Origin of the sequence: Thermomonospora curvata DSM 43183, from assembly GCF_000024385.1 — a bacterium.
Lineage (GTDB): Bacteria > Actinomycetota > Actinomycetes > Streptosporangiales > Streptosporangiaceae > Thermomonospora > Thermomonospora curvata.
In genome coordinates this window covers 3,438,311-3,464,456 of sequence record NC_013510.1, presented here as the reverse complement: position 1 = coordinate 3,464,456, position 26,146 = coordinate 3,438,311, and the positions used below count along the sequence as shown (strand labels likewise).

The following is a 26,146-nucleotide window of genomic DNA, read 5'->3' as shown; positions in this document are numbered from 1 at the left end:
ATGCCCGGCGCCACCGAGACGCTCGTCGGCTTCGCCCGCGCCCTGCGGGCGGCCGGGGTGGCCGCCGACCCGGGACGGGTGCACGCCATGCTGCGCGCCCTGGACCACCTCGATGCGCTCGACCCCGGCGACGTCTACTGGGCGGGCCGGCTGACCTTGTGCTCGGACCCGGCCGACCTGCCGCGCTATGACCGCTGTTTCGCCGCCTACTTCTCCGGGCGCACCGCCCGGCCCGTCCGCCGCACGCCGCCGGTGGCGATCCCCCGCCCGGCGGCCGTCCCGGTCGCACCCGGCCGCGGGGAGGGGGAGGAGCCGGGCCGGGCCGACCTGCGCGCCTCCGTCGCCAGCGAGATCGAGGTGCTGCGCCACCGCGACGTGGCCCGGCTCGACGCCGCCGAACGCGCTCAGCTCAACCGATTGATCGCCGTGCTGGAGGCCGCGCCCGAGCAGCGCCGCTCGCGCCGCTTCGCCCCCGCCGCCTCCGGTCGGCCGGACCCCCGCCGCACCGTCCGGGACGTGCTGCGGCACGGCGGGGAGATTCCCGCGCTGCGGTATCGCGCCCACCGCACCCGGCCGCGCCGGGTGGTGCTGCTGGTGGACGTCAGCGGGTCCATGGCCCCCTATGCGGACGCGCTGCTGCGTTTCGCGCACGCCGCCGTGCGGACCGGCGGCCGCACCACCGAGGTCTTCAGCGTCGGCACCCGGCTGACCCGCCTGACCCGCCAGTTGCGGCACCCCGACCCGGACGCGGCCATGGCGGCGGTCTCGCAGGCCATCCCCGACTGGCGCGGCGGCACCCGCCTGGGGGAGGAGCTGAAGGAGTTCTGCGACCGCTTCGGGCAGCGCGGCCCGGCCCGGGGCGCGATCGTGGTGATCGCCTCCGACGGCTGGGAGCGGGGCGACGCCACTCTGCTGGGCGCGCAGATGGCGCGGCTGCGGCGGCTGGCGCACCGGGTGGTGTGGGCCAACCCGCACAAGGGACGGCCCGGATACCGGCCGCTGACCGCCGGGATGCGCGCGGCGCTGCCCCATGTGGACCACTTCGTGGCCGGGCACAGCCTGGCCGCGCTGGAGGAGCTGGCCCGGATCGTTCGCAAAACCGCGCGGAAGGGGGACCGGCATGCGCGACGTCCTCGCTGAGATCGCCCGCTGGCACGCGGCCGGGGAGACCTTCGGGCTGGCCACGGTGGTGGACACCTTCCGCAGCGCGCCGCGGCCGCCGGGCGCGGCGATGGCGGTCTCGGCGGCCGGCGAGGCGGTCGGCAGCGTCTCGGGCGGCTGCGTGGAGGGCGCGGTCTACGAGCTGGCCCGCGAGGTGATCGGCACCGGCCGCCCGGTGCTGCGCCGCTTCGGGGTCAGTGACGAGGCCGCCTTCGAGGTGGGGCTGACCTGCGGCGGCGTCATCGACATCTGGGTGGAGCCGGTCGATGTGGACACCTTCCCACAGCTCGGCGAGGTGGCCGCGGCGGTCGCGGCGGGCGAGCCGGTGGCGGTGGCCACGGTGGTGGACGGGCCCGGCGTGCTCGGCGCCCGCCGCGTCATCCGGCCCGACCGCGCCTTCGGCTCCCTGGCCCCGGGCCTGCCGCACGCCGCCCGGCTGGATGCGGCGGTGGACGACGACGCCCGCGGCATGCTCGCCCAGGGCCTGACCGGGGTGCGGCGCTACGGGCCGCGGGGGGAGCGGCGGGGCGATGCGCTGGCCGTCTTCGTCCACTCCTTCGCCCCGCCGCCCCACCTGCTGGTGTTCGGCGCGATCGACTTCGCCGCCGCCGTCGCCCGGATCGGCAAGTTCCTCGGCTACCGCGTCACCGTCTGCGACGCCCGCCCGGTGTTCGCCACCGCCAAGCGCTTCCCCGAGGCCGACGAGGTGGTGGTCAAATGGCCGCACAAGTTCCTCGGCGAGCGCGCCGCCGCGGGCGGCGTGGACGAGCGGACCGCCATCTGCGTGCTCACCCACGACCCCAAGTTCGATGTGCCGCTGCTGGAGGTGGCGCTGCGCACCCCGGCCGGGTACATCGGGGCGATGGGCTCGCGCCGCACCCACCGCGACCGGATGGCCCGGCTGCGCCGGGCCGGCCTGACCGAGGCCGAACTGGCCCGGCTGCGCTCGCCGATCGGCCTGGACCTGGGCGCCCGCACCCCCGAGGAGACGGCCGTGTCCATCGCCGCCGAGCTGATCCAGCTCCGCTGGGGCGGCTCCGGCCGTCCCCTCACCGAGACCACCGGCCGCATCCACGGCGAGCCGCTCGCCCGCACGGATCCCCGGGAGCGACAGTGAGACTTCCCGTCCCGGCGGCGATGCGGGCCCCGGCGGGGCTGCTGCTGGCCGCGGGGGCGGGCAGCCGGCTCGGGCGCCCCAAGGCGCTGGTGGAGCTGGACGGCGAGCGGCTGGTCGACCGGGGCGTGCGGACGCTGCGCGGCGGGGGCTGCTCCCCGGTGCTGGTGGTGATCGGCGCGGTGTCGCTGGAGGTGGCCGGGGCGGTGGTGGTGCCCAACCCCCACTGGCGCACCGGGATGGGCTCCTCGCTGCGCACCGGGCTGGCCGCGCTGCCGCCGGGCTGCCCCGCCGTGGTGATCGCGCTGGTCGACCAGCCCCGCGTGACGCCGGAGGCGGTGCGGCGGCTGATCCGGGCCCATGAGGCGGGCGCCCAGGTCGCGGTGGCGACCTACGGGGGCGAGCCGCGCAACCCGGTGCTGATCTCCGCCCGGTACTTCGCCGAGGCGGCCGAGGCCGCGGTCGGGGACGCCGGGGCCCGGGCGTTCCTGCGCGCCAACCCGGCGCTGGTGACCGGGGTGCCCTGTGACGATGTGGCCTCCCCGGAGGACATCGACACTCCCGGCGACCTGGACGCGCTGGGCTGAGACCCGTGTGTCAGTATAAGGAAGTCCTTACGTACAAAGATCGGTCGGAGGTCGCATGTCCGCGCCCAAGATCAAGCCGCGCCCCAGGGCCTACGACTCGCCCTGGATGCCCAAGTTCATGAAGGTGATGGGCAAGACGCACGTGGCGGTCTACCGGGCGACCGGCGGCCTGATCGGGCGGCGCTTCCACGTCGGCTCGGCCTGGCTGCGCGGCGTCCCGGTGTGCCTGTTCACCACCATCGGGCGCAAGAGCGGGCTGCCGCGGACCATGCCGCTGCTGTACATGCGCGACGGCGAGCGCATCGTGGTCGTCGCCTCACAAGGCGGCCTGCCCGGCCACCCGCAGTGGTACCTCAACCTCCGGGCCAACCCCGAGGTGGTCGTCCAGATCGGCCGCAAGAAGCGGCGCATGCGCGCCCGCACCGCCGACGAGGCCGAACGCGCCCAGCTGTGGCCCCGGCTGCTGAAGATCTACGCCGACTTCGACAACTACCAGCGCTGGGCGGGCGACCGCGTCATCCCCGTGGTGATCTGCGAGCCGGCCTGAACCGGCCTTGAGAACGCAAGGCCGCTAGAACGCAAAGCCGCCCGGACGGCCGTTGCGGTCGGCCAGCAGCCCCGCCAGGGTCGCCACGGCGATCTCGGCGGGCGTGCGCGACCCGATGTTCAGCCCGATCGGCCGGTGCACGCGGGCGATGTCGCCTTCGGCCACCCCCAGCCGCCGCAGCTCCGCCACGTGCGGGGCGGGATGGCGCGCGCCGCCCATCACCCCGATCCACCGGGACGGGACGGCCAGCAGGTCGCGCAGCACCGGCCCCAGCTCGGGGCGGTGGTGGTCGGTGACCACGATGTCGGCCCGCTCGTCGATGTCGGCGGTCGGCCCGGTGATCACCTTCGGGCCGTCCCACCCGGAGGCGCGGGAGGCGTCCGGCTCCAGCAGCAGCGTGCGAAAGCCCAGATCCGCCCCGTACCGCAGCAGGAACTCCGCCACCGGCGTGGCGAACACCGCCACCAGCGTGCGGTCGGCGGTGTCGGGCACCACCTCGCCGTGCGCCACCGCGCAGGCCGGGTCGTTGTGGACATGGGTCATGGGCCCAGTGTCGCACCGGCCGCCCGGCCCGCACAGCCTACGGAGCGGCGGGCAGCGCGCTCGCGTCCAGGGCGCCGCAGTCGACGGCGCGGCGCAGCCGCTCGGTGAGCGCCTTGACGGTGGCCGGCTCCTCCAGCACGCCGTTCTTGCCCGCCACCTGCTCGTGCCAGGCCCGCACCCGCGCGATCGCCTCGTCCACCCCGGTCAGGTGGAAGGCGTACACGGCGGCGTACCGGCTGGGCAGGTGCGCCGGGTGCAGGTCCCAGCCCTGGTAGATGCCGTTGCGCAGGGAGTGCCGCACGCTCGCCGAGTGCGCCTTCCAGGTGCGGCCCACCTCCTCGGGGCCGTCGTTGCGGGGCACCGCGTTGCAGGAGCCGTCGCTGATGCGGATGCCGGTGCCGGCCAGCGCCACCTGCATGAGGGTGCGGGCGAAGTCGCAGGCCGGATGCTCGATGCGCTGCTGGTCGGGGGGCAGCCCGAGGGCGGCGGTGTAGTCGTGGACGCCGAAGTGCGCGGCGGTGATGCGGCCGCGTCCGGCCTGGGCGATGGCCCGGATCCCGATCATGCCCCGCTGGTCGATGATCGCCTCGGTGGTCTCGATCTGCACCTCAAAGCGCAGTATCCCGGCCGGCAGCCCCAGCGCGTCCTCCAGCCGGTCCAGGTAGTCGGCGAAGATCGCCACCTGCTCGGCCGACACCACCTTGGGGAAGGTGATCACAAAGCCGCCGGGCAGCCGGCCCAGCTGGTCGCGCAGCTGGGTCAAAAAGCCGTCCAGGGTGCGCATGGCCCGCTCGTGGGCGCCCCCGGTGAAGGACTTGATCCGCAGGCCCCAAAAGTGCGGCAGCCCCTTGACCTGGTAGGCGGCGGCCACCGCCGCGACGACCTGGGCGATGTGCCCGTCCTCTTCGGCGTCGGGGCGCACCCCGTAGCCGTCTTCGAAGTCGATGCGCAGATCCTCGATGGGCTCGCCGGCCAGCTTGGCGGCCACCCGTTCGCGCACCGTGCCCGCCAGCTCCGCATCGATCCCGAAGGCCGCGCCGAACGACTCGGCGTCCGGGGTGTGGTTGTTGAACAGGCGCAGCGCCTCGGCGCCGAAGTCGGCGGGGATCGTCCGGGTGAACCGGTCGGCCGGGATGTAGACGGTGTGCACCGGCTGCCGCCCGGCGGGCGGGCCGGGGAAGTGCCGGGCGTGCTCGGCGGTGACCGCCGCGATCCGCGCAGATAGGTCGTCGGTCGAGGAAACGCTCAAGTTCACCCGGCTATGATCCCCCAAGATCCGGTGACCGTGTGGCCGGGTTGCAACTCGATCAGGTCGATTCCGCTGGCGAACGCGTTCGGCGGCCCGGTCATCGGCTCCACCCCCAGCCCCAGGCGGCGCAGCGGCCCGGGAAGCCGGTCGGCGGTGTAGATCTCCAGCCAGGGCTGAGTCTCATCCAGCCAGCACGACACCGCGCGTCCCCCGCCCCGCAGGCGCACCCATGCCCGGCCCGTCCCATCCCGGCGCAGCCCGGTGTAGGCGTTGTCGATCCGCTGCGAACCCAGCACGGACGGCTCGCGGCGGTCATAGGGGGTGCCGGCGACGTCCCGGGCGGGACCGGTGGGAATCATCCGCTCGTCGACCGGCAGGTACCGGTCGCCGGGGATGACCACCTCGCACTCGTCGATCGGCACGCCCACGGTGAGATAGGGGTGGGCGCCGTGCGCGTAAGGGGCCGTGCGGGAGCCGGTGTTGCGCGCCGTCAGCCGGACGGTGAGGCCGCCCGCGGCGTCCAGCGCGTACTCGACGGCCAGATCCAGCCGGAACGGGTAGCCGGCGGAGGCCAGCAGCCGGTGGGCCAGGCGCACCCGGTGCGGCTCGTGCTCCTCGGCCCGCCACGCCGCCCAGCGCACCAGCCCGTGGATGGCGCAGTCGAGCTCCGGTTCGCTGATGTCGAGCTGGTGGGTCCGCCCGCCGTAGGCGTAGCGGCCGCGGTCGATCCGGTTGGGCCAGGGGACCAGCAGCTGGCCCAGGGCGGCCGGGGCGGGTTCGTCGGCGTCGTGCGACAGGATCAGCGGCGCCCCCTCGAAGGTCAGCTCCCGCAATCCCGCCCCGCACTCGGTGATCACCGCCCGGTAGGGCCCGGCCGAGATCTCATGCTGCCGCCCGGTGATCGGTTCACTCATGATCACATTCCTACCCCGGGTCGCGGGCGCCGGCCACAGGCCCCGGCACACCGCCGGCCCGCCCCGGGGAGGGGGACGTTCCCACCGGTCAGCGGACCTGCCGGGCCAGCGCCCGCAGCGCGTCGGCGAACACCTGCGGCGGCGGCTCGAACGGGGCGGCGCCGGGCCGGGCGGTGCCGATCACCGGCAGGATCCCGGTGCGCACCACCCGGGTCACGTCGATGCCCGTCGCGGTGCCCGCCGGCGACGGCGGCACCCGGAAGACCGGATGCTCGGCCAACGTGATCTGCCGCATCCGCCGGGCGGCCGGTGCGAAGGCGCCCAGCCCGACCGTCTCCATGATCGCCGAGTCGCCGATGCCGGACGCGGCCTCCCGCGGCCCCGCCGGGCCGGTGAACCAGCGGTCGCCGGTACCGGAGAGCTGGACGCCGAAATCGGTGCCGTTGCAGGCCATGGCCACCACCGCGCCGGAGCCGGGCACACCGCGCGCCGCGTCCGCGCTCACCTTGGCCGCCGCCATCGCCGCACCGAGAAAGAAATGGTCGTTGCCGCTGAGAAAACGCAGCACCGCGGCCAGATCGGGCGGCGGCGCACCGGCGGCGGCGATGTCGGCGGCCAGCTCTCCCAGCAGCAGCAAGGTCGCCGCCCGGGTGCGCGCATGCAGCTCATCGCCCATCTGCAGGGCCTGCGCGGCGAGCGCGACCAGGTCCACCGGGCCGTGCCGGCGCAGCGCCCGCCGCAGCACCGGACCCAGCACCGCGCCCATCCACCGCAGCCGCCCGATCACCTGCGGGCCGTACGCCCCGTGCCGCAGCGCCTCGCCCGGGCCCTCGAGGAGCGGGCAGCAGGCCCGGCGCGGCGGGCGCTCGGCGGCGTCCTCGACCACGAGCACCCACATCGAGGCGCTGATCACGCCCGCCATCGGCGCCACCGCGGCACGCCGGTGGCAGGGCTCCAGGCGCACCGCCCCGCAGGCCAGCGCCCGCTCGGCCTCCTCCGGGGAGGAGGCCAGGCCCTCCAGCAGCACGGCGCCGATCAGCGCGCCCCGCATCGGCCCGGCGGCCCGCTCCCACTCCAGCGGCGGGCCGGCGTGCAGCAGCACATCCGGCTCCAGCCCCAGCGCCTGCCCGGCGGGCCGCACGTCCACCAGGTGCGGCCGGGCCGCCAGCAGGCGCTCTGCCGCGGTGGCGTCGGCCTGGGCGTGCCGGGGGTCGCCGAGCACCGCGTTCAGCGCCTCCACCGCCGCCGCGGGCGGGGGACGCCACCGCACCCGCAGCACCGCGACGGCCCGCTGCTCCAGCGCCTCGGCCGGCGCCGGGGCCCCGACCGCCACCACCACCGGCTCCCGGCCCAGCAGCCCGCCCAGCCTGCTCACCGCCCGCCCCCGGCCAGGGCGGCCGCATGGCGGGCCGCGGCGGCGTTGGAGGCGAACACATCGGCCCCGGCCCGCTGCAGCGCCGCCGCCTGCCGGCCGAGGCCCTGCGGGTCGGCCGGCGTCCCGCACAGCGACACCACCACCCGCAGGTCGTCGCGGCCGGCCAGGGCGGCCTCGATCGCCGGGGCCAGCAGCGCGGCCGGATCCGGGTCGGCCCCCTGGCCCAGCAGCACATCCAGCAGCACCACCCGGCAGGACGGATCGGCGGCCGCGGCGGCCAGGTGCTCCAGCCGCGGCGCCGGGTCGATCATGGGGTGGGCGCGGCCCCGGGCGCAGGCGTCGGCGCCCAGGTCGATCAGCCGGTGCCCGCCGCAGGCCAGGTCGGGCCCCAGCATCCGGCGGGCGATCAGCGCCGCCTCCGCACGCAGCGCACCGCCGGTGAACAGCCCGCGCAGCGCGCCCGGCGCCACCGGCCCGGCGGGGCGGGCGGCGGGCCAGCACGGCCAGCGCGGCACCCTCCGGCCGAGGGCGCTCAGCAGCCGCTCGGTGGCGGCGGTCAGGTCCGGCGAGTCCTCGGCGAGCATGGCGAAGTGCACCGGGGTGTCCAGCCGGCGGGCCGCCGAGTGGACCAGATCGGCCACCCGGGGCGCCGGCGGCCCCGCCACCACGGCGATCAGCTCGGTGGCCGGGTCCTCATCCAGCGCCGCCAGCGCCGCCAGCGTGGAGCGCCCGCTGACCTCGGCCGACAGGTCGCGGCCGCCGACCCCCAGCACGTGGCGCACCCCCACCCCGGCGGCGTCCAGCAGGCACATCACCTGCTGGGCGCCGGTGCCGGAGGCGGCCACGATGCTCACCGGGCCGGGCCGCACCGCGTTGGCGAACCCCAGCCCCGCCCCGCCGATCACCGCCGTGCCGCAGCCGGGCCCCATCACGATCAGGCCCCGCCGCCCGGCGGCCTCCTTGAGCGCCACCTCCTGGTGCAGCGGGACGTCGCCGCTGCACACCATCACGTTCAGCCCGGCGTTCAGCGCGTCCATCGCCTCGATGAAGGCGTACCGGCCGGGCACCGACACCAGCGCCAGCCCGCCGGCCGGCTCCGCCAGCAGCCGGGCGGCCGCCCCGGTGGTGCGGGGCGGGTCGTCCTGCGGCGCGTGCCGTGCGGCCGGCGCCGGGTCGTCGGCCAGCAGCCCTTCCAGAACCCGCCGCGCCTCCCGCACCGACGCCTCATCGGCGCCCCGGATCGCCACCACCAGGTCGTCGGGCCCGGCCCCCTCGGGGACGGCGAAACCCCGCCGCCGAAGCAGGTCGAGGTTCGGCTCGGTGGCCATCGCGACCATCGCCGCCGTGATCCCCTCACGCCCGGCCAGCTCCCGGCTCACCCGCAGCAGGGTCACCGAGTCGCGATACCTTCCGGACTGAACCTCGACCCAGGAGTTCATGCGGTCGGCCCGCCTCCCTCCGGCGCACCTCGCCGCGCACCCGGCCACGATCTGGGCCGCACGGCGCCCGGCGGCGCGCATCCCCCGGGCCACGGCGGCCGGTCTCCTCGCACGCGTGCCCGGCCGCCGCGGGCGCTCCCCGGCCCGGCCGCCGCAGTGGCTCCGGCGGCTTTGCGGCGTGCGCTTTGCGCCGGATCGCCGCCGGGCGCCTTCGGCCCGTTCATGCGGGGACCCGCCGGTCCTGCGCGGCGGCCAGGGACAGGGCCAGCACCGCGCGGCATCCGGCCAGCAGGCCGAAGGCCAGGTCGGCGCCGGAGGTGTGGCCGACGGCCAGCAGCCGGCGGACGGCCGGGCCGAGCGGGTCCGCCCCGCCGACCCCGCGCAGCACCGCGGTGACCTCGGCGCTGGCCTGGCCGGCGGCGGCGCAGTGCAGCAGCGTGGCGGCCAGCGCGGTGGTGCGGGTGCCGGCGTCGGCGGTGACCGCGGCGCCCAGCCAGTCGGCCAGCCAGATCGCGGTGCGGCCGTGCGGCACGGCGCCGCCCAGGGCGCGCAGCGCCACCAGCAGCCCGGCCAGCACATCGTCGCCGCTGGGGGTCAGCCCCGGGCCCAGCCCCACGATGCGCTCGGCGATCTCCACGGCGTCGGCCAGGTCGCCGGTGGCGCACCGCTCCGCCAGCAGGCCGGGGTCGGGATGCCCGGCCAGGCCGAGCCGGCCCTCGGCGACGGCGGCCTCCAGCTCGCCGATCCCCCGGGCGAGGCGGGCCGGGGTCACCCCGCCCAGCGCGGGAACGGGGTCCCACCAGCGGCGGATGCGCACCCGCAGCGCGCCGGCCTCGATCTGGCCGTCGCCGACCCAGGCCTCCTGGCCCTCGCGGATCGAGCGGAACGGCCGGTCCCGGCCGCCGACGGGCACCACCACCGCGTTCGGCAGCCGCACCGCGTCGCTGCACACCACGGCCAGCACCCGCGGTTCGGCGGCCGTCCGCATCTCCAGGTAGACGGCCGCCGGGAAGACGGCCAGGACCCGGGCGGGACGGCGTGCGGAATCCAGCAACTCGCGCAGGCCCATCGCGGCCGCACCGGCGATGGCCGATCCGGTGGCGGCCCGGGGATCACCCGAGAGGACGGACGCGGTGGATCGCGCCGCGCCCGCCAGCGTGGGCCGGGGTCGCCGCCGGGTGGGCAGGGCGACCGGTTCGCGCATGACGGCAGTCACAAGCCCTCCATACGTCTGTTTTCTGGAAACGTAGGGCCCCGGCCTAGTCCGGACGTATGGAGAAACATGCCAAGGATGGTTGTCATGCTTCGTGTTTCTTGTCAGGGTTGGGCGCGGAACGGTTGCGGACCTGCCCTGACTGGGGTGTCCGCGCATATGGCAGGAGACCCCCGACATGCTCCCCGACAAGCTCACCGACAGGGCTTATCCCACCGCCGACCTCGGTCCTCCGGCGCTGCGGCTGGCCAGTACCGGCACGCTGACCTACGGGCTGTCGGTGGGGGAGGTGCTGGGCGTGTCCACACTGGCCGGGGCCCGCCTGATCGGCGGCTGCGCCGGACTGGAGCGTATCGTGCAGCGCCTCAACGTCATGGAGGTCCCCGACATCCTGGCCTGGGTCAAGCCGCACGAGCTGCTGCTGACCACCGGCTATCCGCTGCGCCACACCCCCCAGTCGCTGGAGAACCTGGTCGCCGACCTGGACGCGCGCGGGGTGTCGGCGCTGGGCATCAAACTGGGCCGCTACCTGGACGCCCTGCCGCCGCGGATGATCGAGCAGGCCGACCGGCTGGGCTTCCCGCTGATCCTGCTGCCCGCCGACGTGGGGTTCGACGACATCCTCAACCAGGTCCTCACCGACATCCTCAACCGGCAGGCGGCGGTGCTGGCCCGCACCGAGGAGGTGCACCGGGCGCTGGTGCAGATCGTGCTGAGCGGCGGCGGACTGCAGGAGGTGGTCGACGAGGTCGCCGCCCTGCTGGAGGTGGCGGTGGTCGCCATGGACGGGGAGCGGCGGATGCTGGCCGGCTGCGGCCCCGACGAGCACCTGCGGGCCATGCTGGAGTGGGACGGCCCCGCCGACCCGGCCGGCCCGGTCACCGACGGCGAGCACCTGATGGTGCCGGTGCTGGCCGGCGGCCTGGACCACGGCCGCATCGTCGCCTACGGCGCCGGCGGCGGGCTGCGCGCCAGCGACGTGGTGGGCATCCTGGAACGGGCCGCCACCGTGGTGGCGCTGCTGATCACCAAACAGCAGGCGGTCGCCGCCGTGGAGAGCAAGTACCGCGCCGACTTCCTGCGGGACGTGCTGGCCGGGCGGGCCGGCGAGGACGGCCAGGTGATCGCCCACTGCTCGGGGTTCGGCTGGGACCTGGACCGCCCGATGACCGTGCTGGTCGCCGAGCTCGACGGGCGGGACGATGCGGCGGACGGCACCGGCGGCCGCGCCGGGCGCCGGGACCGCGGCGCCGATGAGCGCCTGGTGCAGGAACGGCTCGCCGCGGCCTGGACGTCGGTGGTGCGCCGGCACGACCGGCACGCCGCGGTGGCGGGTTTCGCCAACGAGGTGGTCGCCGTCGTGGGCGCGCCGGAGGAGGGCGGCGCGGCCCCCGACCCGGCGGTGCTGGTACGGGAGGCGGCGGCGGTCTTCTCCGAGCCGCATGGCGCGCGCCACACCTTCTCCACCGGCATCAGCCGCACGGTGACCTCCCCCTCCCGGCTGCCGGAGGCCTATGAGCAGGCCGTCAAGGCGGTGCGGGTCGGCCGGCAGATGCACGGCGCCGGGGCGCGCGTCCACTTCGACCAGCTGGGCGTCTACCGGCTGCTGAGCCTGGTCCCCGACCCGGCGGAGCTGCACGCCTTCGTCCGGGAGACGCTGGGCGAGCTGGCCTGCGACGACGAGCCGGAGGCGGTCGATCTGCGCCGCACCCTGCAGGTGCTGCTGGAGACCAATCTCAACGTCGCCGAGACCGCCCGCCGGCTGCACTTCCACTACAACACCCTGCGCTACCGCATCGGCAAGCTGGAGCGCATGCTCGGCCCCTTCACCGAGGACGCCCACCTGCGGCTGAATCTCACCCTCGCGCTGCACGTGCTCCGCATGAAGGGGATCTGAAAAAGCCGCTCGCCGGTGGGAATCCCGCCATGACCTGCCGGCCCCGATGTGGCCTGGGACACAGCGGGTTCGCCAAGGACGGGCGCTCTCTTTGGCAGGTGTCGCCGGTGATGCCCGCCTGAGCCGCGTCTATCTTCCCCTGGGCGGCGCAGGGCCGCCTAAGGCAGGTCAGGACGGGGGACTGGCCCTTCCGCCGGGATTTGAGGGAGTTGATCGATGGCATTCGGCTGGAAGGTGCACGGCGACGGGCGCAGCCCCGCGCCGGGCGAGGTGGTCGGGCCGCGGGAGCGGCTGAGCTGGCCGCGCACGGTGGGGCTGGGCGCCCAGCACGTCATCGCCATGTTCGGCGCGACGTTCGTGTTCCCCCTGGTCATGGGGTTGGACCCGAACCTGGCGGTGATGATGTCGGGGGTCGCCACGATCTTGTTCCTGCTCATCGTGCAGGGCAGGGTCCCCAGCTACCTGGGCACCAGCGCCTCGTTCGCGGGCGCGGCGCTGGCCATCCGGGCCGGGGTGGACGACGCCCGCACCGACGCGTGGGTGACCGGGGCGATTCTGATCGCCGGGGTGGTGCTGGCGGCGGCCGGGCTGGCGATCCACTTCCTCGGCCCGCGGATCATCCACCGGGTGTTCCCGCCGCCGGTGACCGGCGCGGTGGTGATGCTGATCGGCTTCGGGCTGGCCTTCGTGGTGGCCGACACCTACTGGCCGCAGGACCCGTGGGTGGCGTTGCTCACGATGCTGTTCGTATTCGTGATCATGGTGGCCTTCCGCGGGTTCATCGGCCGGATCTCGGTGCTGCTCGGCCTGGTCTTCGGGTTCGTCCTCTCCTGGGTGCTGGACCGGTTCGGCCAGGTCACCTCCGTGCTGCCGGGCGCCAATCTGCGGGACGCCTCCGGCGCCCCCTGCGCCGTCGAGGGCCCCTACTGCGTGGCCACCGCCTTCCCGCACGACCGGGTGGACCTGTCGGCGGTGGGGGAGGCCCCCTGGTTCGGCCTGCCGGACATGCACGCCCCCGACTTCAAGCTGTCGGCGGTCCTGCTGGTGCTGCCGGCGGTGATCGCGCTGATCGCCGAGAACACCGGGCACGTCAAGGCGGTCGGCGAGATGACCGGCGAGGACGTGGACCCGCTGATCGGCCGGGCGATCTTCGCCGACGGCGCCGCCACCGTGGTCGCCACCTCGGTGGGCGGCTCGCCCACCACCACCTACGCCGAGAACATCGGGGTCATGGCGGCCACCCGGGTCTACTCCACGGCGGCCTACTACGTGGCGGCGCTGATCGCGATCCTGTTCGGGCTGTGCCCGAAGTTCGGCGCCCTGGTCGCGGCCACCCCCGGCGGCGTGCTCGGCGGCGTCACCGTGATCCTCTACGGCATGATCGGCCTGCTGGGCGCCAAGATCTGGGTGGAGTCGCGGGTGAACTTCTCCGACCCGGTCAACATGGTGCCGATCGGCGCGGGCATCATCTTGGCCATCGGGCCGGTCGTCCACCCCGTCGGCGACGACTTCACGCTGGAGGGCATCGCCCTGGGCACCATCGTGGTGCTGGCCGGCTACCACCTGCTGCGGTTCATCGCCGCCAGGACCGGCGGGCACGAGGTCTCCTACGGGGAGATCGGCTTTGAGCGGATCACCCTCGAGGAGGAGACCGGCGGGAAGGCGGGGGAGGACCCGAAGGGAGGGCCCGCCTAGCGCGCTCCCGGAGCCGCCGCCCGGCTGGGCCTTTTCAACACGCCGTTCCCGCGGGCGGGGACGGTGCCGTGACCTGCGATGTCATGACCTCGGACGCCGCCCCGGCTCCCGTCTCCGGTGCCTGAGAGCACGTGTTGAACGAACTTCACTGCACGGCGCCGTCCCACGGCCGTTGCGGCCGGGCCCTGCCCCGGGCCTTGCGCCCGGGGCAGGGCTTGTCACCGAACCCTTTCCAACAGGCCCTCTTCGCAGGCCGGGGCGGGGACGTCACGGCACCGAACGCCATGAGGGATCCCGTCCCCGGCTCTTCGGGCCACGTGGTGAGAAAGTTCACTTGACCTGAGTGGCGGAGTCGGGGGCGTTGCCGCCCAGGGACCGTGGGATGTAGTTCTCCACCGCCGCGGGGCGGAAGCCCTGCTCCCTGATCCACGTCAAGATCATCTTGAGGTGCCCGGCCAGGCCCTTGCGGTAGTGCATCAGCACGATGTCGCCGGGCCGGAAATGCTTGCCGCCGCCGTCCCCGCGGGCGAAGCCGTTGAAGCCCACCCCGGGCCCGGTGGTGCCGTTGTAGAACTCCACGTTCCACAACATGATCAGCTTGATGCCGCACTCCTTGGCGGCCTGCTGGGTGAGGGCGTTCATCGCCCCGAACGGCGGGCGCAGGAACGTCGGCCGCCGCCCGTACTGCCGGGCGATGGCGTCGGAGGCGTCGCAGATCTCCTTGCGCTGCCTCTCCAGCGGGAGGGTGTTGAGCGCCGGATGGGTCACCGAGTGGTTCTCCATGCGCGACCCGGCGTTGCGCATCGCCCAAAAGTACTGGCCCTGTCCCTTGATGTAGGAGGAGGTCAAAAAGGTCAGGATCGGGACCCGGTGCTCGCGCACCAGCCGGACGAACTCGGCGTCGTACTCATAGCCGTCGTCGATGGTGAGGAACACCACCTTGTCCTGGGTGTTGATCCGGCGGATCGTCGGCACCGGCCCCCGGGGGATGTCGGCGGCCTGCTCGATGGTCCAGCTGCCGGGCTTGGGCCGCTGCCACTGCTGGTCGGCCAGCATCGCCGACAGCTCGCCCCGCATCGAGGGATCGGTGTTGGCGGCGGCATGGGTGCGCACTTCGGGCCAGATGCCCGCGCCGACCCCCAGCACGCCTGCGACCAGGCAGGCGACCAGGGGAGTCTTCCCTCGCATGAACGGGACCTCCTTTACCGGCACCCGACCGCCCGCAGCGGGTTTCGGGCGTCCTCATCCATTGACGGACAGCGTGCGCTGGAAGGTTCGCACAGAAGCGTGACAAAGGCACGCGACTCGCTCAGGAATCCTTTGCCGTTGCCGAACACATCCCTGGCCGTCCACGCCGGGCCGCCAAGACCGCCGGGGGCGTCCGCTCACGGCGCCGGCGAGGTTTCGCCCCGACCGCCGGGGTAGAGCCCCGACCTGACCGGAACCGAGCCGTGGGAGGAGGTCACGTCATGGGCGGGGACTGGCAGGAACAGGAGGGCAAGGACCCCTTCGAGGAACTGCTCGCACGGTTCTTCGGCGCGGCCGGCGTGCACCGGGCGGTGGAACGCGTCAACCTCGCCCGGCTGATGAGCGAGCCGGGCCGCGACCTCATCCGGGACGCGGCCGCCCGGGCGGCCGAGTGGGGCAGCTCGGATCTGGACACCGACCATCTGCTGTGGGCGGTGACCCGCCAGGAGGCCACCCGGCACCTGCTCAGCCGGGCCGGCACCGACCCGGAGGAGCTGGCCGTCCGGGTGGAGGGGCACATCGAACGCGGCCCGGCCCGCGACACCCCGCCGATGATGACGCCCTCGGCCAAGCGGGCGCTGCTGGACGCCTTCCAGATCTCCCGTGCCGTCGGCTCGTCCTACATCGGCCCCGAGCATGTGCTGTTCGCGCTGGCCGTCAACCCCGACTCCGAGGCCGGACGGATCCTGCGCGAGGTGCACATCACCCCCGAGGCGCTCAAAGAGGCCGCCATCGGCGGGCATGCGGCGGCCCCGCCCACGCCGCGCCCGGCCATCGACACCCCCACCTTGGAGGAGTTCGGCCGCGACCTGACCGAGGCGGCCCGCGAAGGCCGCATCGACCCGGTGATCGGCCGGGAGTCGGAGATCGTCCAGACCATCGAGGTGCTGTCGCGGCGGACCAAGAACAACCCGGTGCTGATCGGCGACCCGGGCGTCGGCAAGACCGCGATCGCCGAGGGCATCGCCCAGCGCATCGCCGACGGCGAGGTGCCCGAGCCCCTGCTCGGCAAGCGGCTGGTCCAGCTCGACCTGTCGGGAGTGGTGGCCGGCACCCGCTACCGGGGCGACTTCGAAGAGCGATTGCGCAAGCTGATCGATGAGATCCGCGACAACTCCGAGCATTTGGTGATCTTCATCGACGAGCTGCACACCGCGGTGACCGCCGGCGGCGGGGAGGGCGCGATGACCGCCGGCAACATGCTCAAACCCCCGCTGGCCCGCGGCGAGCTGCACGTCATCGGCGCCACCACCATCGACGAGTACCGCAAGCACATCGAAAAGGACCCCGCCTTCGAACGCCGCTTCCAGCCCATCTTGGTGCCCGAGCCGTCGGTGGAGGACAGCGTGGAGATCCTGCGCGGCCTGCGCGACCGCTACGAGGCCCACCACCAGGTCCGCTTCAGCGACGAGGCGCTGGTGGCCGCGGTGGAGCTGGCCGACCGCTACCTGACCGACCGGTTCCTGCCCGACAAGGCCATCGATTTGATCGACCACGCCGGTGCGCGGGTGCGGCTGCGCACCCGGACGCCCGGCCGGGACGTGCGGGACCTGGACCGGCAGATCGAACAGGTGCGCCGGGAAAAGGACCAGGCCGTCGCCGAGGAGAACTACGACCGCGCCAAGAAGCTGCGCGAGCAGCTCAATGAGCTGGAGCGGCGCCGGGACGGGCTGCCGCACCCCGCCGGCGCCGCGGCGGTGCCCGAGGTGACCGTCGAGGACATCGCCGAGGTGGTCTCCCGCAGCAGCGGCATCCCGGTCTCCCGCCTCACCCAGGAAGAGCGCGAGCGCCTGCTGGGGCTGGAAGGGCAGCTGCAGCGGCGGGTGATCGGGCAGGACGAGGCGGTGGCCGCGGTCGCCGAGGCGGTGCGCCGCTCCCGGGTGGGGATGGGCGACCCGAACCGCCCCATCGGCAGCTTCCTGTTCCTGGGCCCGACCGGGGTGGGCAAGACCGAACTGGCCCGCACGCTGGCCGAGGCGCTGTTCGGCAGCCAGGACCGCATGGTCCGGCTCGACATGAGCGAGTTCCAAGAGCCCCACACCGTCAGCCGGCTGACCGGCGCGCCGCCCGGCTACCTCGGCTATGAGGAGGCCGGGCAGCTCACCGAGGCGGTGCGCCGCCGCCCGTACTCGGTGCTGCTGCTGGACGAGATCGAAAAGGCCCACCCGGATGTGTTCAACGTGCTGCTGCAGCTGCTGGACGACGGCCGGCTCACCGACGCCCAGGGCCGCACCGTCGACTTCCGCAACACCGTGGTGATCATGACCAGCAATCTCGGCTCGGACGTGATCGGCGGCACGGTGTCGCTGGGGTTCACCCCCGACGGCGGCGACGGGGTGGACTCGGCGGTGCGCGAGCGGGTGATGGGGCGGCTGCGCGAGGCGTTCCGCCCGGAGTTCCTCAACCGGATCGACGAGATCATCGTCTTCCGCCGGCTGGAGCCCGAGCAGCTGCGCCAGATCACCGAGCTGCTGCTGGAGGAGACCCGCCGCCGGCTGCACGCCCAGGACGTCACCGTGCAGTTCACCCCCGAGGCGATCGGCTGGCTGGCCCGCAAGGGCTACCAGCCGGAGTACGGCGCCCGCCCGCTGCGCCGCACCATCCAGCGGGAACTGGACAACCCGCTGTCGAACATGCTGCTGGACGGCAGGCTGCACCCCGGCCAGCACGTGGTGGTCAGCGTCCGCGGCGACGCGCTGGATCTGCAGGTGACCGCCGCCCGGCAGATCGCCGCCGCCAGGCCCTCCTGACCGCCGGCCCGGGGCCGCACGCGCAAAGAGCCCGGCGCATCGCCGGGCTCTTTGCACGCCGTTCAGGCGGCGCTCAGGCGGCGCTCAGGCGTCGCGCCGGGTGAAGGAGACGAACGCCGCCGCCAGCGCGATCGCGGTGTACAGCGCGAACACCGCGCCGCCGGCCAGCGGCGAGAGCGAATCCGGCGCCTCCTTGGCCGTCATGAGCATCCCGCCGGCGTTCGACGGCAGCAGCTTGGCGACGTCATCGCCCCACTCGCCGGGCAGGAACGCCCCGATGATCGGCAGCACGAACAGCACGCCCAGCACGGTGGTGACCGCCCCGGCGGTGTGCCGCAGCAGCACGCCCACCGCCAGCGAGATCAGCGCGATCAGCGTCAGGTAGACCGCGCCGCCCACCACCGCGCGCAGCACCCCCGGGTCGCCCAGCGAGCCGTCCAGGCCCTTGGTCCGGTAGATCAGCTGGGACAGGAAGAAGGAGGCGAACGACACCACCAGCCCCACCGCCAGCACCACCCCGGCCAGCACCAGCGCCTTGGCGGCCAGGTACTGCACGCGGCGCGGCACCGCGGTCAGCGCGGTGCGGATCATGCCGGTGGCGTACTCCCCGGTGATCACCAGCACGCCCAGCACCCCGAAGGCCACCATGCCGAAGTTCAGGCCCACCAGGCTGAAGGAGGCGACATCGAAGGCCTGCCGGTCGTATTCGGGAAGCTGCTCATAGGAGGAGGTGTAGGCCAGCGAGATCAGCACCGACAGCCCGACCGACACCACCACGCCCGCCAGCAGCGTCCAGAACGTGGAGGGCACGGTGATGATCTTCGTCCACTCGGCGGCCAGCACCCGGCCGAAGGCGGCCCCGCGCGCCGGGACCGTGCGCTCGCGCCCGATCCCGCCGCCGGGCTCGACGGCGGTCACCTGCCGCCTCCCGGCAGCGGCTCGGCCGCCTGCGCCTGATGCGGGACGGCCGGTGCGCCCGCGTGATACTCCACGGCCTCTCCGGTGAGCCGCATGAACGCATCCTCCAGTGACGCCTGCACCCCGGTCAGTTCGTGCAGCCACAGCCCGGCCTCCCCGGCCAGGTCGCCGATCTGCTCGGCGGTGGCCCCGTACACCCGCACCGCCCCCTCGGAGTCGTCTTCCACCCGCCAGCCCTTTTCGGCCAGCAACGGGGCCAGCCGGTCCAGGTGCGGCGAGCGCACCCGCACATGGCTGGTGGCGTTGGCGTCGATGAACTCCCGCATCGAGGTGTCGGCCAGGATCCGGCCCTTGCCGATCACCACCAGGTGGTCGGCGGTCAGCGCCATCTCGCTCATCAGGTGGCTGGAGACGAACACGGTGCGGCCCTCTGCGGCCAGTTGCCGCATCAGCGTGCGGATCCACACGATGCCCTCGGGGTCCAGGCCGTTGACCGGCTCGTCGAACATCAGCACCCCCGGGTCGCCCAGCAGCGCCGCGGCGATGCCCAGCCGCTGGCTCATGCCCAGCGAGAACCCCCGCACCGGCTTTTTGGCCACCGCCGCCAGCCCCACCAGCTCCAGCACCTCATCGACCCGGCGGCGCGGGATGCCGTTGCTGCGGGCCAGGCACCACAGGTGGTTGTAGGCGCTGCGGCCGCCGTGCGCCGCCCTGGCCTCCAGCAGCGCCCCGACCTCGCGCAGCGGGGCCGGCAGCTCCCGGTAGCTGCGCCCGTTGACGGTCACCTCGCCCTCGGTGGGGCGGTCCAGGCCCAGGATCAGCCGCATCGTGGTGGACTTGCCCGCCCCGTTGGGCCCCAGGAACCCGGTCACCTTGCCGGGCCGGACGGTGAAGTCGGCGTGGTCGACGGCGACCTTGGCGCCGTAGCGCTTGGTCAGTCCTCGTGCCTCGATCATCTCCTGCTTTCCCGCGGGGATCAGTTCACCGCCAGCAGATCCACCACGAAGATCAACGTCTCGCCCGGGCGGATCGCCCGGCCCGCGCCGCGGTTGCCGTAGGCCAGGTGCGGCGGGATCACCAGCTTGCGCCGGCCGCCGACCCGCATCCCGGCCACGCCCATGTCCCAGCCCTTGATGACGCGCCCGGCGCCCAGCGGGAATTCGAACGGCTCGCCGCGGTTCCAGGAGGCGTCGAACTCCTCGCCGGTGGAGTAGGCCACGCCCACGTAGTGCACGGTGACGTTGGAGCCCTTGACGGCCTCCGGCCCGTCGCCGACGGTGATGTCGGTGATGTCGAGGTAGCTCGGCGGAGCACCCTCGGGAAAGTCGATCTCGGGTCGTTCAAGCGCCATCGCCAGGCTCCCGCCTTCGTCGTGATCGGTCATCGGCCGCCGCCAGCCTAGTGGCAGTCGCCCCATGCCCCCGAAACCCGGTGGCGGCGCCCGGCGGCCGGGAGCGGCCGTGAGCGACGTGCCCCGGCCTGTGTTTTCAGACGTTTTTTCGGTCGCGTTACCGGTGTCCGATCCGGGTAGGTTCCGCCCACGGCATCGATGCCGGATCGGGGGATACGACATGACTGCGATCCAGGACGTGACCCAGCGCCTGGCGCCCCGGCTGAGGGGCCGGGTCGTCCGCCCGCCGGACGCCGACTACGACCGGGCCCGCGCGGTCTGGAACGGCATGATCGACCGGCGCCCGGCCTTCATCGTGCGCTGCGAGGGGACCAGCGACGTCATCGAGGCGGTGCGCTTCGCCCGGCGGCACGGCCTGCCGGTGGCCGTGCGCGGCGGCGGCCACAACGTGGCCGGCAGCGCGACCTGCGACGACGGGCTGGTGATCGACCTGTCGCCGATGCGGGGAGTGCATGTGAACCCCGCCGCGCGGACCGTGCGCGCCGAAGGCGGCGTCACCATCGGCGACCTGGACCATGAGACCCAGGTGTTCGGGCTGGCCGTGCCGATGGGGGTGGTGACCGAGACCGGGATCGCCGGGCTGACCTTGGGCGGCGGGCTGGGCTGGCTGCGCCGCGAATACGGCCTCAGCTGCGACAACCTGATCTCGGCGGACGTGGTGACCGCGGACGGGCGGGTGGTGTCCACCGACTCCGAGCGGCACCGGGACCTGCTGTGGGCGCTGCGGGGCGGCGGGGGCAACTTCGGCGTCGTCACCTCGTTCGAATTCCGCGCCCACCCGGTCGGCCCCCAGGTGTACTTCGCCAACCTCATCCACCCGGGAGCCCAGGCCCGCCGGCTGCTGCGCGCCTACCGGGAGTGGGCGGCCGACGCCCCCGAGGAGATCAGCGCCTTTGCGATCCTGTGGCACGCCCCGGCGGACGAGGCCATCCCCGCCGAGCACCACGGCAGGCCGGTCGTGACGTTCGCGGCCATGCACAGCGGCGACCCGGCCCACGGCGAGGCGGCGCTGCGTCCCCTGCGCGACATCGGCTCCCCGATCGCCGACCTGTCCGGCCCCAAGCCGTACCTGGAGGTCCAGCGGTTCTTCGACGAGGACTACCCGGCGCACGTGATGCGCTACTACTGGAAGTCGCGTTACCTCGGCGGCCTGCCGGACGAGCTGATCGACGTACTGGTCGAGCTGAACGAGGCCAGTCCCTCCCCGCACTCCACCCTGGACGTCTGGCAGCTGGGCGGGGCGTTCGCCCGCCCGGGACCGCAGGCCACCGCCTTCGGCGACCGGTCGGCGCCGTTCCTGCTCGGCATCGAGGCCAACTGGGAGGACCCCGAACGCGACGGCGCCTGCATCCGATGGGCCCGCCGGGTCTATGACGCGGTCGCCCCGTTCACCACCGGCGCGGACTACCTGAACTTCCCCGGCCTGCTGGAAGACCACGACCGGATGGTGCGCGACTCCTTCGGCGTCAACCTTGCGCGCCTCGCGGAGCTGAAACGCCGCTACGACCCCGGCAACCTCTTCCGCCTCAACCCCAACATCCGCCCGGCGCCTCAGTAGGCGTCGGGACGGCGGTGCTGCAGGGACGGCAGGATGCGGCGGACCCGCTCGGTCACCTCCTGGTCGATCTCCGCCACCCGCACCGCCGGGAACGGGCCCAGATCGGCCACCACCGTGCCCATCGGGTCGATCAGCATGCTGCGTCCCACCCCGCCCGGGCCGCCCTCCGGCGGCCGGGTGCGGTCGGGGGCCTTGTCCACGGCCACCACCCAGGTGGTGTTCTCGATCGCCCGGGCCCGCACCAGCGTGGTCCAGTGCTCCTCCTTGAACACCCCCTGCGCCCAGGCCGCGATGATCACCAGCACCTGCGCCCCCCGGTCCACCAGCGCCCGCGCCAGCTCGGGGAAACGCACGTCATAGCAGGTGATCAGGCCGATCCGGGCACCGGCCAGCTCCACCACCACCGGGGCGTCGCCGGGCGCCACCCGCGCCGACTCCCGGTCCCCGAACGCGTCGAACAGGTGGATCTTGCGGTAGGCGCCGACCGGCCGTCCGGAGGCGTCGATGGCCACCGCGGTGTTGTAGACCCGCCCGTCGCCGGCCGGCTCGAACACCCCGGCGATCAGCGCGGTGCCGTGCTCGCGCGCCAGTTTCCGCAGCTCGCCGGCGAACCCCTGCTCCAGCGGCTCGGCCACCGCCGTCAGGTCGTTGCCGAACCGCACCGGCACCGCCTCGGGGAACACCGCCAGGTCGGCGCCCTCCGCCCGGGCCAGCGCCCGGCGGACCTGCTCCAGGTTCTCTGCGGGGTCGTCGCCGACCGGGATCTGACACAGTGCCACGCGCATGCCTCCAGCATGACAGCTGTCATGCCGCCGGCCTGACAGGCGCGGCCCGAACCGGTGACGGCGGCGACTACCGGACCGCCGCCGGCCAAAAGACCATCGAGGCATGGAAAGCGACAAAGTCGTCGAGGTGGCCGGGCTGCACCAGCGCTACGGGGACTTCGAGGCCGTGCGCGGGGTGTCGTTCGAGGTGTCCGCCGGGGAGGTGTTCGCGCTGCTGGGCACCAACGGCGCCGGCAAGACCACCACGATGGAGACCGTCGAGGGCTTCCGGCCCGCCCACGCGGGCACCGTCCGGGTGCTCGGGCGCGACCCCCACCGCGAACGCCGGCGGATCGGCGGCCAGATGGGCGTCATGCTGCAGGAGAGCGGGCTGTTCCCGGAGCTGACCGTCGCCGAGACCCTCGATCTGTGGTGCGACCTGATCCCCGGCGCCCGTCCCCGCGACCGGCTGCTGGAGCGGGTCGGGCTGGCCGGGCAGGCCGCGGTGCGGGCCCGGCAGCTGTCGGGCGGGCAGAAACGCCGGCTGGAACTGGCGCTGGCGATCGCCGGGCGCCCCAGGGTGCTGTTCCTGGATGAGCCCACCACCGGCATGGACCCCCAGTCCCGCCGCGCCACCTGGCAGATCATCCGGGACCTGGCCGCCGAGGGGGCCGGTGTGCTGCTGACCACTCACTACCTGGAGGAGGCCGAGCAGCTGGCCGACCGGCTGGCGATCATGCACCGGGGCCGGGTGGAGCTGTCGGGAACCGTGGCGCAGGTGCTGGCCGGCAGCGGCGACCGGATCAGCTTCCGCGTCCCCGCCCAGGTGGCCGTGGCCGAACTGCCGCGCCTGGGCGGCGACCCGCCCCGCATCACGGCCACCGGAGGCGGGCCGGCGGCGACCTACACGCTCCCCGGGCCGCTGCTGCAGCAGTCGCTGCGCGAACTGCTGAACTGGGCCGCCGACCGGCGGCTGGAACTGGCCGGGCTGCAGGTGCGCAGCGCGTCCCTGGAGGACGTCTTCCTGCGGATCGCCGGGCGGCCGGCCGCAGAGGAGGCGCGTCGATGAACCCCACCGAGACGCTCGTCCCGCCCGCCCGCGCGGCGGGCGCCGCACGCGTGCTGCGTCTGGCGCGGCTGGACCTGCTGCTGCTGTGGCGCAACCGCACCGCCTTGTTCGGCGTCGTCGGCCTGCCGGCCTTCTTCGCCGTGATGCTGCTGGTCTCCAACGGCAACGGCCACACCAGCGGCGGGATCGACGCGGTGCTGTGGACCGCCACCGGGGATGTGGCCTTCTTCCTGGTCCCCGCGGTGTTCATGAACCTGCTCAACGTCTTCACCGCCCGCCGCGAGGAGCTGACCCTCAAACGGCTGCGCGGCGGCCCGCTGACGGACGCCCAGATCCTGGGCGGCAGCATCCTCAGCGCCACCCTGCTGTACCTGGCGCAGGCCGCCGTCATCGTGGTGATCATCGCCACCGAGCTGGGCGGCGGGCTGCCGGCCGACCCGCTGCTGATGGGGGTGGGCATGCTGGCCGGCGCGGCGGTGTTCGCGCTGCTGGGCATGGCCGTCTCCGGGCTGACCCCCACCGCCGAGCTGGCCCAGCTGACCGTGCTGCCGGTGCTGCTGGTGAGCATGGCCGCCTCCGGCTTCATGATCCCGCTGGAGGGGCTGCCGGAGGGCTGGCAGCGCGCCGCCCAGCTGACGCCGCTGACCCCGGTGGTGGAGATCGTCCGCACCGCCTACCTCGGCCGCGACTACACCGTGACCGGCGACCACGCGGAACTGGGCGCGCTGGAGACCTGGGCGACCTGCCTGCCCGCCCTGGCGGTGCTGGCCGCCTGGATCGGGCTGAGCCTCTGGGCGGCCCGGCGCTGGTTCCGCTGGGAACCCCGGCACGGCTGAAGGATCTACTCTGGGCACGATCAGGAGGTCGGGCAGGTGACCACTATCAACGGCACGTCGGCCGACATCGCCGAACGGGCGTCCCGGCGCCTGGAGAAGGCCCGCCGTCTCACCGAGGGCACCTTCGCGACGGTGGCGGTGATCCTCGCCGTGATCCTCGGCATGGACGTGGGCAGGCAGTACGTCGAGGAGACGATCGCGCCGCCGGTGGCGCTGGCGGCGCTGGCCGGACTGGGGTTCTTCGGGGCGCTGTACACCCGGCTGGTGCGGGCCGGGCTGGCCGGCCGCACCCCGGTGCGGGAGCTGGTGCTCAGCGGGGCGCTGGCCGCCGTGCTCAGCTTGATGATCTTCGAAAGCCACCTGTGGATCGCGGTCGGCCCGGTCTGGGCCTCGGGCGCGGTGCTGTGCCTGCCCGGCGTCCGCCGCATCGCCGCCGTCTGCGCGGGCACCGGCGCCGTGATGGCCACCTACACGGTGATCGAGGCCGGGGAGCGGGCCCACTGGTACATGTGGCCGACGATGTTCGTGCTGTTCACCGTGACCTGCGGGGTGACGGTGACGGGCAACATGGCGCAGAAGTGGCTGTGGGAGGTGATGCAGGAGGCGCACGCCGCCCGCGAGGCGCAGGCGCGGCTGGCGGTCACCGAAGAACGCCTGCGCTTCGCCCGCGACCTGCACGACCTGCTGGGCCACAGCCTGTCGCTGATCGCCGTCAAAAGCGAGCTGGCCATCCGGATGGCCGAGGCCGACCCCGCCCGCGCCAAGGCGGAGATGGCCGATGTGCGGCAGGCCGCCCGCGACGCCCTGCGCGAGGTCCGCGCGGCGGTGCGCGGCTACCGGCAGGTCGAGCTGGACGCCGAGGTCGCCGGCGTGCGCGCGGTGCTGGAGGCCGCCGGGGTGCGCTGCAGCGTGCCGCGGCACCTGGACGGGCTGCCCCCGCAGGTCGGCACGGTGCTGGCCTGGGTGGTCCGCGAAGGGGCCACCAACGTCCTCAAGCACAGCGACGCGCGGCGCTGCGACATCACGCTGAGCCGCGCCGACGACGCGGTGGTGCTGGAGATGATCAACGACGGCGCCCGCCCGGCGTCGGGAGACTCCGGCACCGGGCTGACCGGACTGACCGAACGGCTGGCCACCGTCGGCGGCACGCTGACCGCCGAGCACATCGAGGCGGGACGGTTCCTGCTGCGCGCCACCGTCCCGCTGCCGGGCGAGCCGGCCGCCGACGACGAGCCGCTGCGGAGCGTGGCGTGATCAAGATCCTGCTGGCCGACGACGAGCACCTGATCCGCGGCGCGGTGGCGGCGCTGCTGAACCTGCAGCCGGACCTGGAGGTGGTCGCCGAGATCGGCCGCGGCGACCAGGTCCTGGCGGCGGTGCGCGAACACGACCCGGACGTGGCGGTGCTGGACATCGACATGCCCGGCGCCGACGGCCTGACCGTCGCCGAGCAGCTGCGCGAGACCGGCGCCCGCTGCGCGGTGTGCATCCTGACCAGCCTGGGCCGCCCCGGCTACCTGCGCCGCGCCATGGCCGCCGGGGTCCGCGGCTTCATCGCCAAGGACGCCCCCGCCGAAGACCTGGCCGCCGCCGTCCGCAAGGTGCACGCCGGCGGCCGCTACCTGGACGCCGAACTGGCCGCCTCCGCCATGGCCGCCGGCGACAACCCCCTGACCGAACGGGAACGGCAGATCCTCCGCCTGATCGGCCGGGGCATGGAGGCCCCCGGCATCGCCGAGGCCCTCCACCTGTCGCAGGGCACCGTCCGCAACTACCTGTCCAGCGCCATGACCAAGCTCGACGCCCCCAACCGCCTGGCGGCCGTCCGCACCGCCGAGGAGATGGGCTGGATCTAGCC

The 26,146-nt window shown here is 74.1% G+C and carries 23 protein-coding genes; 12 read left to right on the top strand and 11 right to left on the bottom strand.

Annotated elements, in window-relative coordinates; translation table 11 throughout:
• From TCUR_RS14690 to TCUR_RS14675, 4 genes are read left to right on the top strand one after another with little or no spacing between them, the layout of a single operon-like run.
• Complete coding sequence (locus tag TCUR_RS14690; RefSeq protein WP_012853305.1) at positions 1-1,140, top strand: vWA domain-containing protein; 1,140 nt, start codon at positions 1-3, stop codon at positions 1,138-1,140.
• Positions 1,121-2,278 (top strand): XdhC family protein, encoded by a 1,158-nt coding sequence (locus TCUR_RS14685; protein ID WP_012853304.1) that lies wholly within the window; start codon positions 1,121-1,123, stop codon positions 2,276-2,278. Before TCUR_RS14690 ends, TCUR_RS14685 begins: the two co-directional genes overlap by 20 nt.
• Positions 2,279-2,298: 20 nt before the next feature.
• Positions 2,299-2,862, top strand: coding sequence for a nucleotidyltransferase family protein (locus TCUR_RS14680; RefSeq protein WP_041439787.1), 564 nt, complete (start codon positions 2,299-2,301; stop codon positions 2,860-2,862).
• A 55-nt stretch (positions 2,863-2,917) separates the two neighbouring features.
• Positions 2,918-3,409 (top strand): nitroreductase family deazaflavin-dependent oxidoreductase, encoded by a 492-nt coding sequence (locus TCUR_RS14675; RefSeq protein ID WP_012853302.1) that lies wholly within the window; start codon positions 2,918-2,920, stop codon positions 3,407-3,409.
• Between the two features lie 24 nt (positions 3,410-3,433).
• Here TCUR_RS14675 and TCUR_RS14670 read toward each other — a convergent pair whose 3' ends face one another.
• The 6 genes from TCUR_RS14670 to TCUR_RS14645 all read right to left on the bottom strand — a co-directional run bounded on the left by TCUR_RS14670 (position 3,434) and on the right by TCUR_RS14645 (position 10,145).
• Complete coding sequence (locus tag TCUR_RS14670) at positions 3,434-3,952, bottom strand: XdhC family protein (RefSeq protein ID WP_012853301.1); 519 nt, start codon at positions 3,950-3,952, stop codon at positions 3,434-3,436.
• Between the two features lie 37 nt (positions 3,953-3,989).
• Positions 3,990-5,207, bottom strand: coding sequence for a DUF6986 family protein (locus TCUR_RS14665; protein ID WP_012853300.1), 1,218 nt, complete (start codon positions 5,205-5,207; stop codon positions 3,990-3,992).
• Positions 5,204-6,115, bottom strand: a complete 912-nt coding sequence (locus tag TCUR_RS14660; RefSeq protein ID WP_012853299.1) for an aldose 1-epimerase family protein — start codon at positions 6,113-6,115, stop codon at positions 5,204-5,206. The genes TCUR_RS14665 and TCUR_RS14660 overlap by 4 nt, the downstream gene beginning before the upstream one ends.
• 88 nt (positions 6,116-6,203) lie before the next feature.
• Complete coding sequence (locus TCUR_RS14655) at positions 6,204-7,490, bottom strand: YlbE family protein (RefSeq protein WP_012853298.1); 1,287 nt, start codon at positions 7,488-7,490, stop codon at positions 6,204-6,206.
• Positions 7,487-8,929, bottom strand: coding sequence for an AllF/FdrA family protein (locus tag TCUR_RS14650; RefSeq protein WP_012853297.1), 1,443 nt, complete (start codon positions 8,927-8,929; stop codon positions 7,487-7,489). Before TCUR_RS14650 ends, TCUR_RS14655 begins: the two co-directional genes overlap by 4 nt.
• A 220-nt stretch (positions 8,930-9,149) precedes the next feature.
• Positions 9,150-10,145 (bottom strand): oxamate carbamoyltransferase subunit AllH family protein, encoded by a 996-nt coding sequence (locus TCUR_RS14645; protein ID WP_012853296.1) that lies wholly within the window; start codon positions 10,143-10,145, stop codon positions 9,150-9,152.
• Positions 10,146-10,320: 175 nt separating this feature from the next.
• Between TCUR_RS14645 and TCUR_RS14640 the strand changes: the two genes are divergently transcribed.
• On the top strand, positions 10,321-12,039 hold the full coding sequence (locus tag TCUR_RS14640) for a PucR family transcriptional regulator (RefSeq protein ID WP_052305516.1): 1,719 nt from the start codon (positions 10,321-10,323) through the stop codon (positions 12,037-12,039).
• A 216-nt stretch (positions 12,040-12,255) separates the two neighbouring features.
• Positions 12,256-13,734 carry a uracil-xanthine permease family protein gene (locus TCUR_RS14635; RefSeq protein ID WP_012853294.1) on the top strand — a complete coding sequence of 493 codons (1,479 nt, stop codon included), beginning with the start codon at positions 12,256-12,258 and terminating at the stop codon, positions 13,732-13,734.
• Between the two features lie 330 nt (positions 13,735-14,064).
• On the opposite strand, the gene TCUR_RS14630 is transcribed toward TCUR_RS14635, so the two are convergent.
• Positions 14,065-14,922, bottom strand: coding sequence for a polysaccharide deacetylase family protein (locus TCUR_RS14630; RefSeq protein WP_012853293.1), 858 nt, complete (start codon positions 14,920-14,922; stop codon positions 14,065-14,067).
• Between the two features lie 281 nt (positions 14,923-15,203).
• Between TCUR_RS14630 and TCUR_RS14625 the strand changes: the two genes are divergently transcribed.
• The gene (locus TCUR_RS14625) at positions 15,204-17,732 is read left to right on the top strand and encodes an ATP-dependent Clp protease ATP-binding subunit (RefSeq protein WP_012853292.1); all 2,529 of its coding nucleotides are present in this window, start codon (positions 15,204-15,206) and stop codon (positions 17,730-17,732) included.
• Between the two features lie 84 nt (positions 17,733-17,816).
• Here TCUR_RS14625 and TCUR_RS14620 read toward each other — a convergent pair whose 3' ends face one another.
• The 3 genes from TCUR_RS14620 to TCUR_RS14610 are packed head-to-tail and all read right to left on the bottom strand — an operon-like array spanning position 17,817 to position 20,001.
• Positions 17,817-18,650: an ABC transporter permease subunit gene (locus TCUR_RS14620; protein WP_012853291.1), complete on the bottom strand. Its 834-nt coding sequence runs from the start codon at positions 18,648-18,650 to the stop codon at positions 17,817-17,819.
• Positions 18,647-19,606, bottom strand: a complete 960-nt coding sequence (locus TCUR_RS14615) for an ABC transporter ATP-binding protein (RefSeq protein WP_012853290.1) — start codon at positions 19,604-19,606, stop codon at positions 18,647-18,649. Before TCUR_RS14615 ends, TCUR_RS14620 begins: the two co-directional genes overlap by 4 nt.
• Before the next feature lie 20 nt (positions 19,607-19,626).
• On the bottom strand, positions 19,627-20,001 hold the full coding sequence (locus TCUR_RS14610; RefSeq protein WP_041441900.1) for an FKBP-type peptidyl-prolyl cis-trans isomerase: 375 nt from the start codon (positions 19,999-20,001) through the stop codon (positions 19,627-19,629).
• Between the two features lie 220 nt (positions 20,002-20,221).
• Here TCUR_RS14610 and TCUR_RS14605 point away from each other — a divergent pair, with 220 nt between their 5' ends.
• Entirely contained in the window at positions 20,222-21,619 is a 1,398-nt protein-coding gene (locus tag TCUR_RS14605) for an FAD-binding oxidoreductase (RefSeq protein WP_012853288.1), read from the top strand.
• Here TCUR_RS14605 and TCUR_RS14600 read toward each other — a convergent pair.
• Complete coding sequence (locus TCUR_RS14600; protein ID WP_041439782.1) at positions 21,613-22,404, bottom strand: carbon-nitrogen hydrolase family protein; 792 nt, start codon at positions 22,402-22,404, stop codon at positions 21,613-21,615. The genes TCUR_RS14605 and TCUR_RS14600 overlap by 7 nt on opposite strands.
• 103 nt (positions 22,405-22,507) lie before the next feature.
• On the opposite strand from TCUR_RS14600, the gene TCUR_RS14595 reads away from it, so the two are divergent.
• Genes TCUR_RS14595 through TCUR_RS14580 form a run of 4 tightly spaced genes read left to right on the top strand, consistent with a single transcriptional unit; the run spans position 22,508 to position 26,144 of the window.
• Positions 22,508-23,452 carry an ABC transporter ATP-binding protein gene (locus TCUR_RS14595; RefSeq protein WP_012853286.1) on the top strand — a complete coding sequence of 315 codons (945 nt, stop codon included), beginning with the start codon at positions 22,508-22,510 and terminating at the stop codon, positions 23,450-23,452.
• Positions 23,449-24,288 carry an ABC transporter permease gene (locus TCUR_RS14590; RefSeq protein WP_012853285.1) on the top strand — a complete coding sequence of 280 codons (840 nt, stop codon included), beginning with the start codon at positions 23,449-23,451 and terminating at the stop codon, positions 24,286-24,288. The genes TCUR_RS14595 and TCUR_RS14590 overlap by 4 nt, the downstream gene beginning before the upstream one ends.
• Before the next feature lie 36 nt (positions 24,289-24,324).
• Positions 24,325-25,542 (top strand): sensor histidine kinase, encoded by a 1,218-nt coding sequence (locus TCUR_RS14585; RefSeq protein ID WP_012853284.1) that lies wholly within the window; start codon positions 24,325-24,327, stop codon positions 25,540-25,542.
• Complete coding sequence (locus TCUR_RS14580; RefSeq protein ID WP_012853283.1) at positions 25,539-26,144, top strand: response regulator transcription factor; 606 nt, start codon at positions 25,539-25,541, stop codon at positions 26,142-26,144. The genes TCUR_RS14585 and TCUR_RS14580 overlap by 4 nt, the downstream gene beginning before the upstream one ends.
• Positions 26,145-26,146 lie beyond the last annotated feature (2 nt).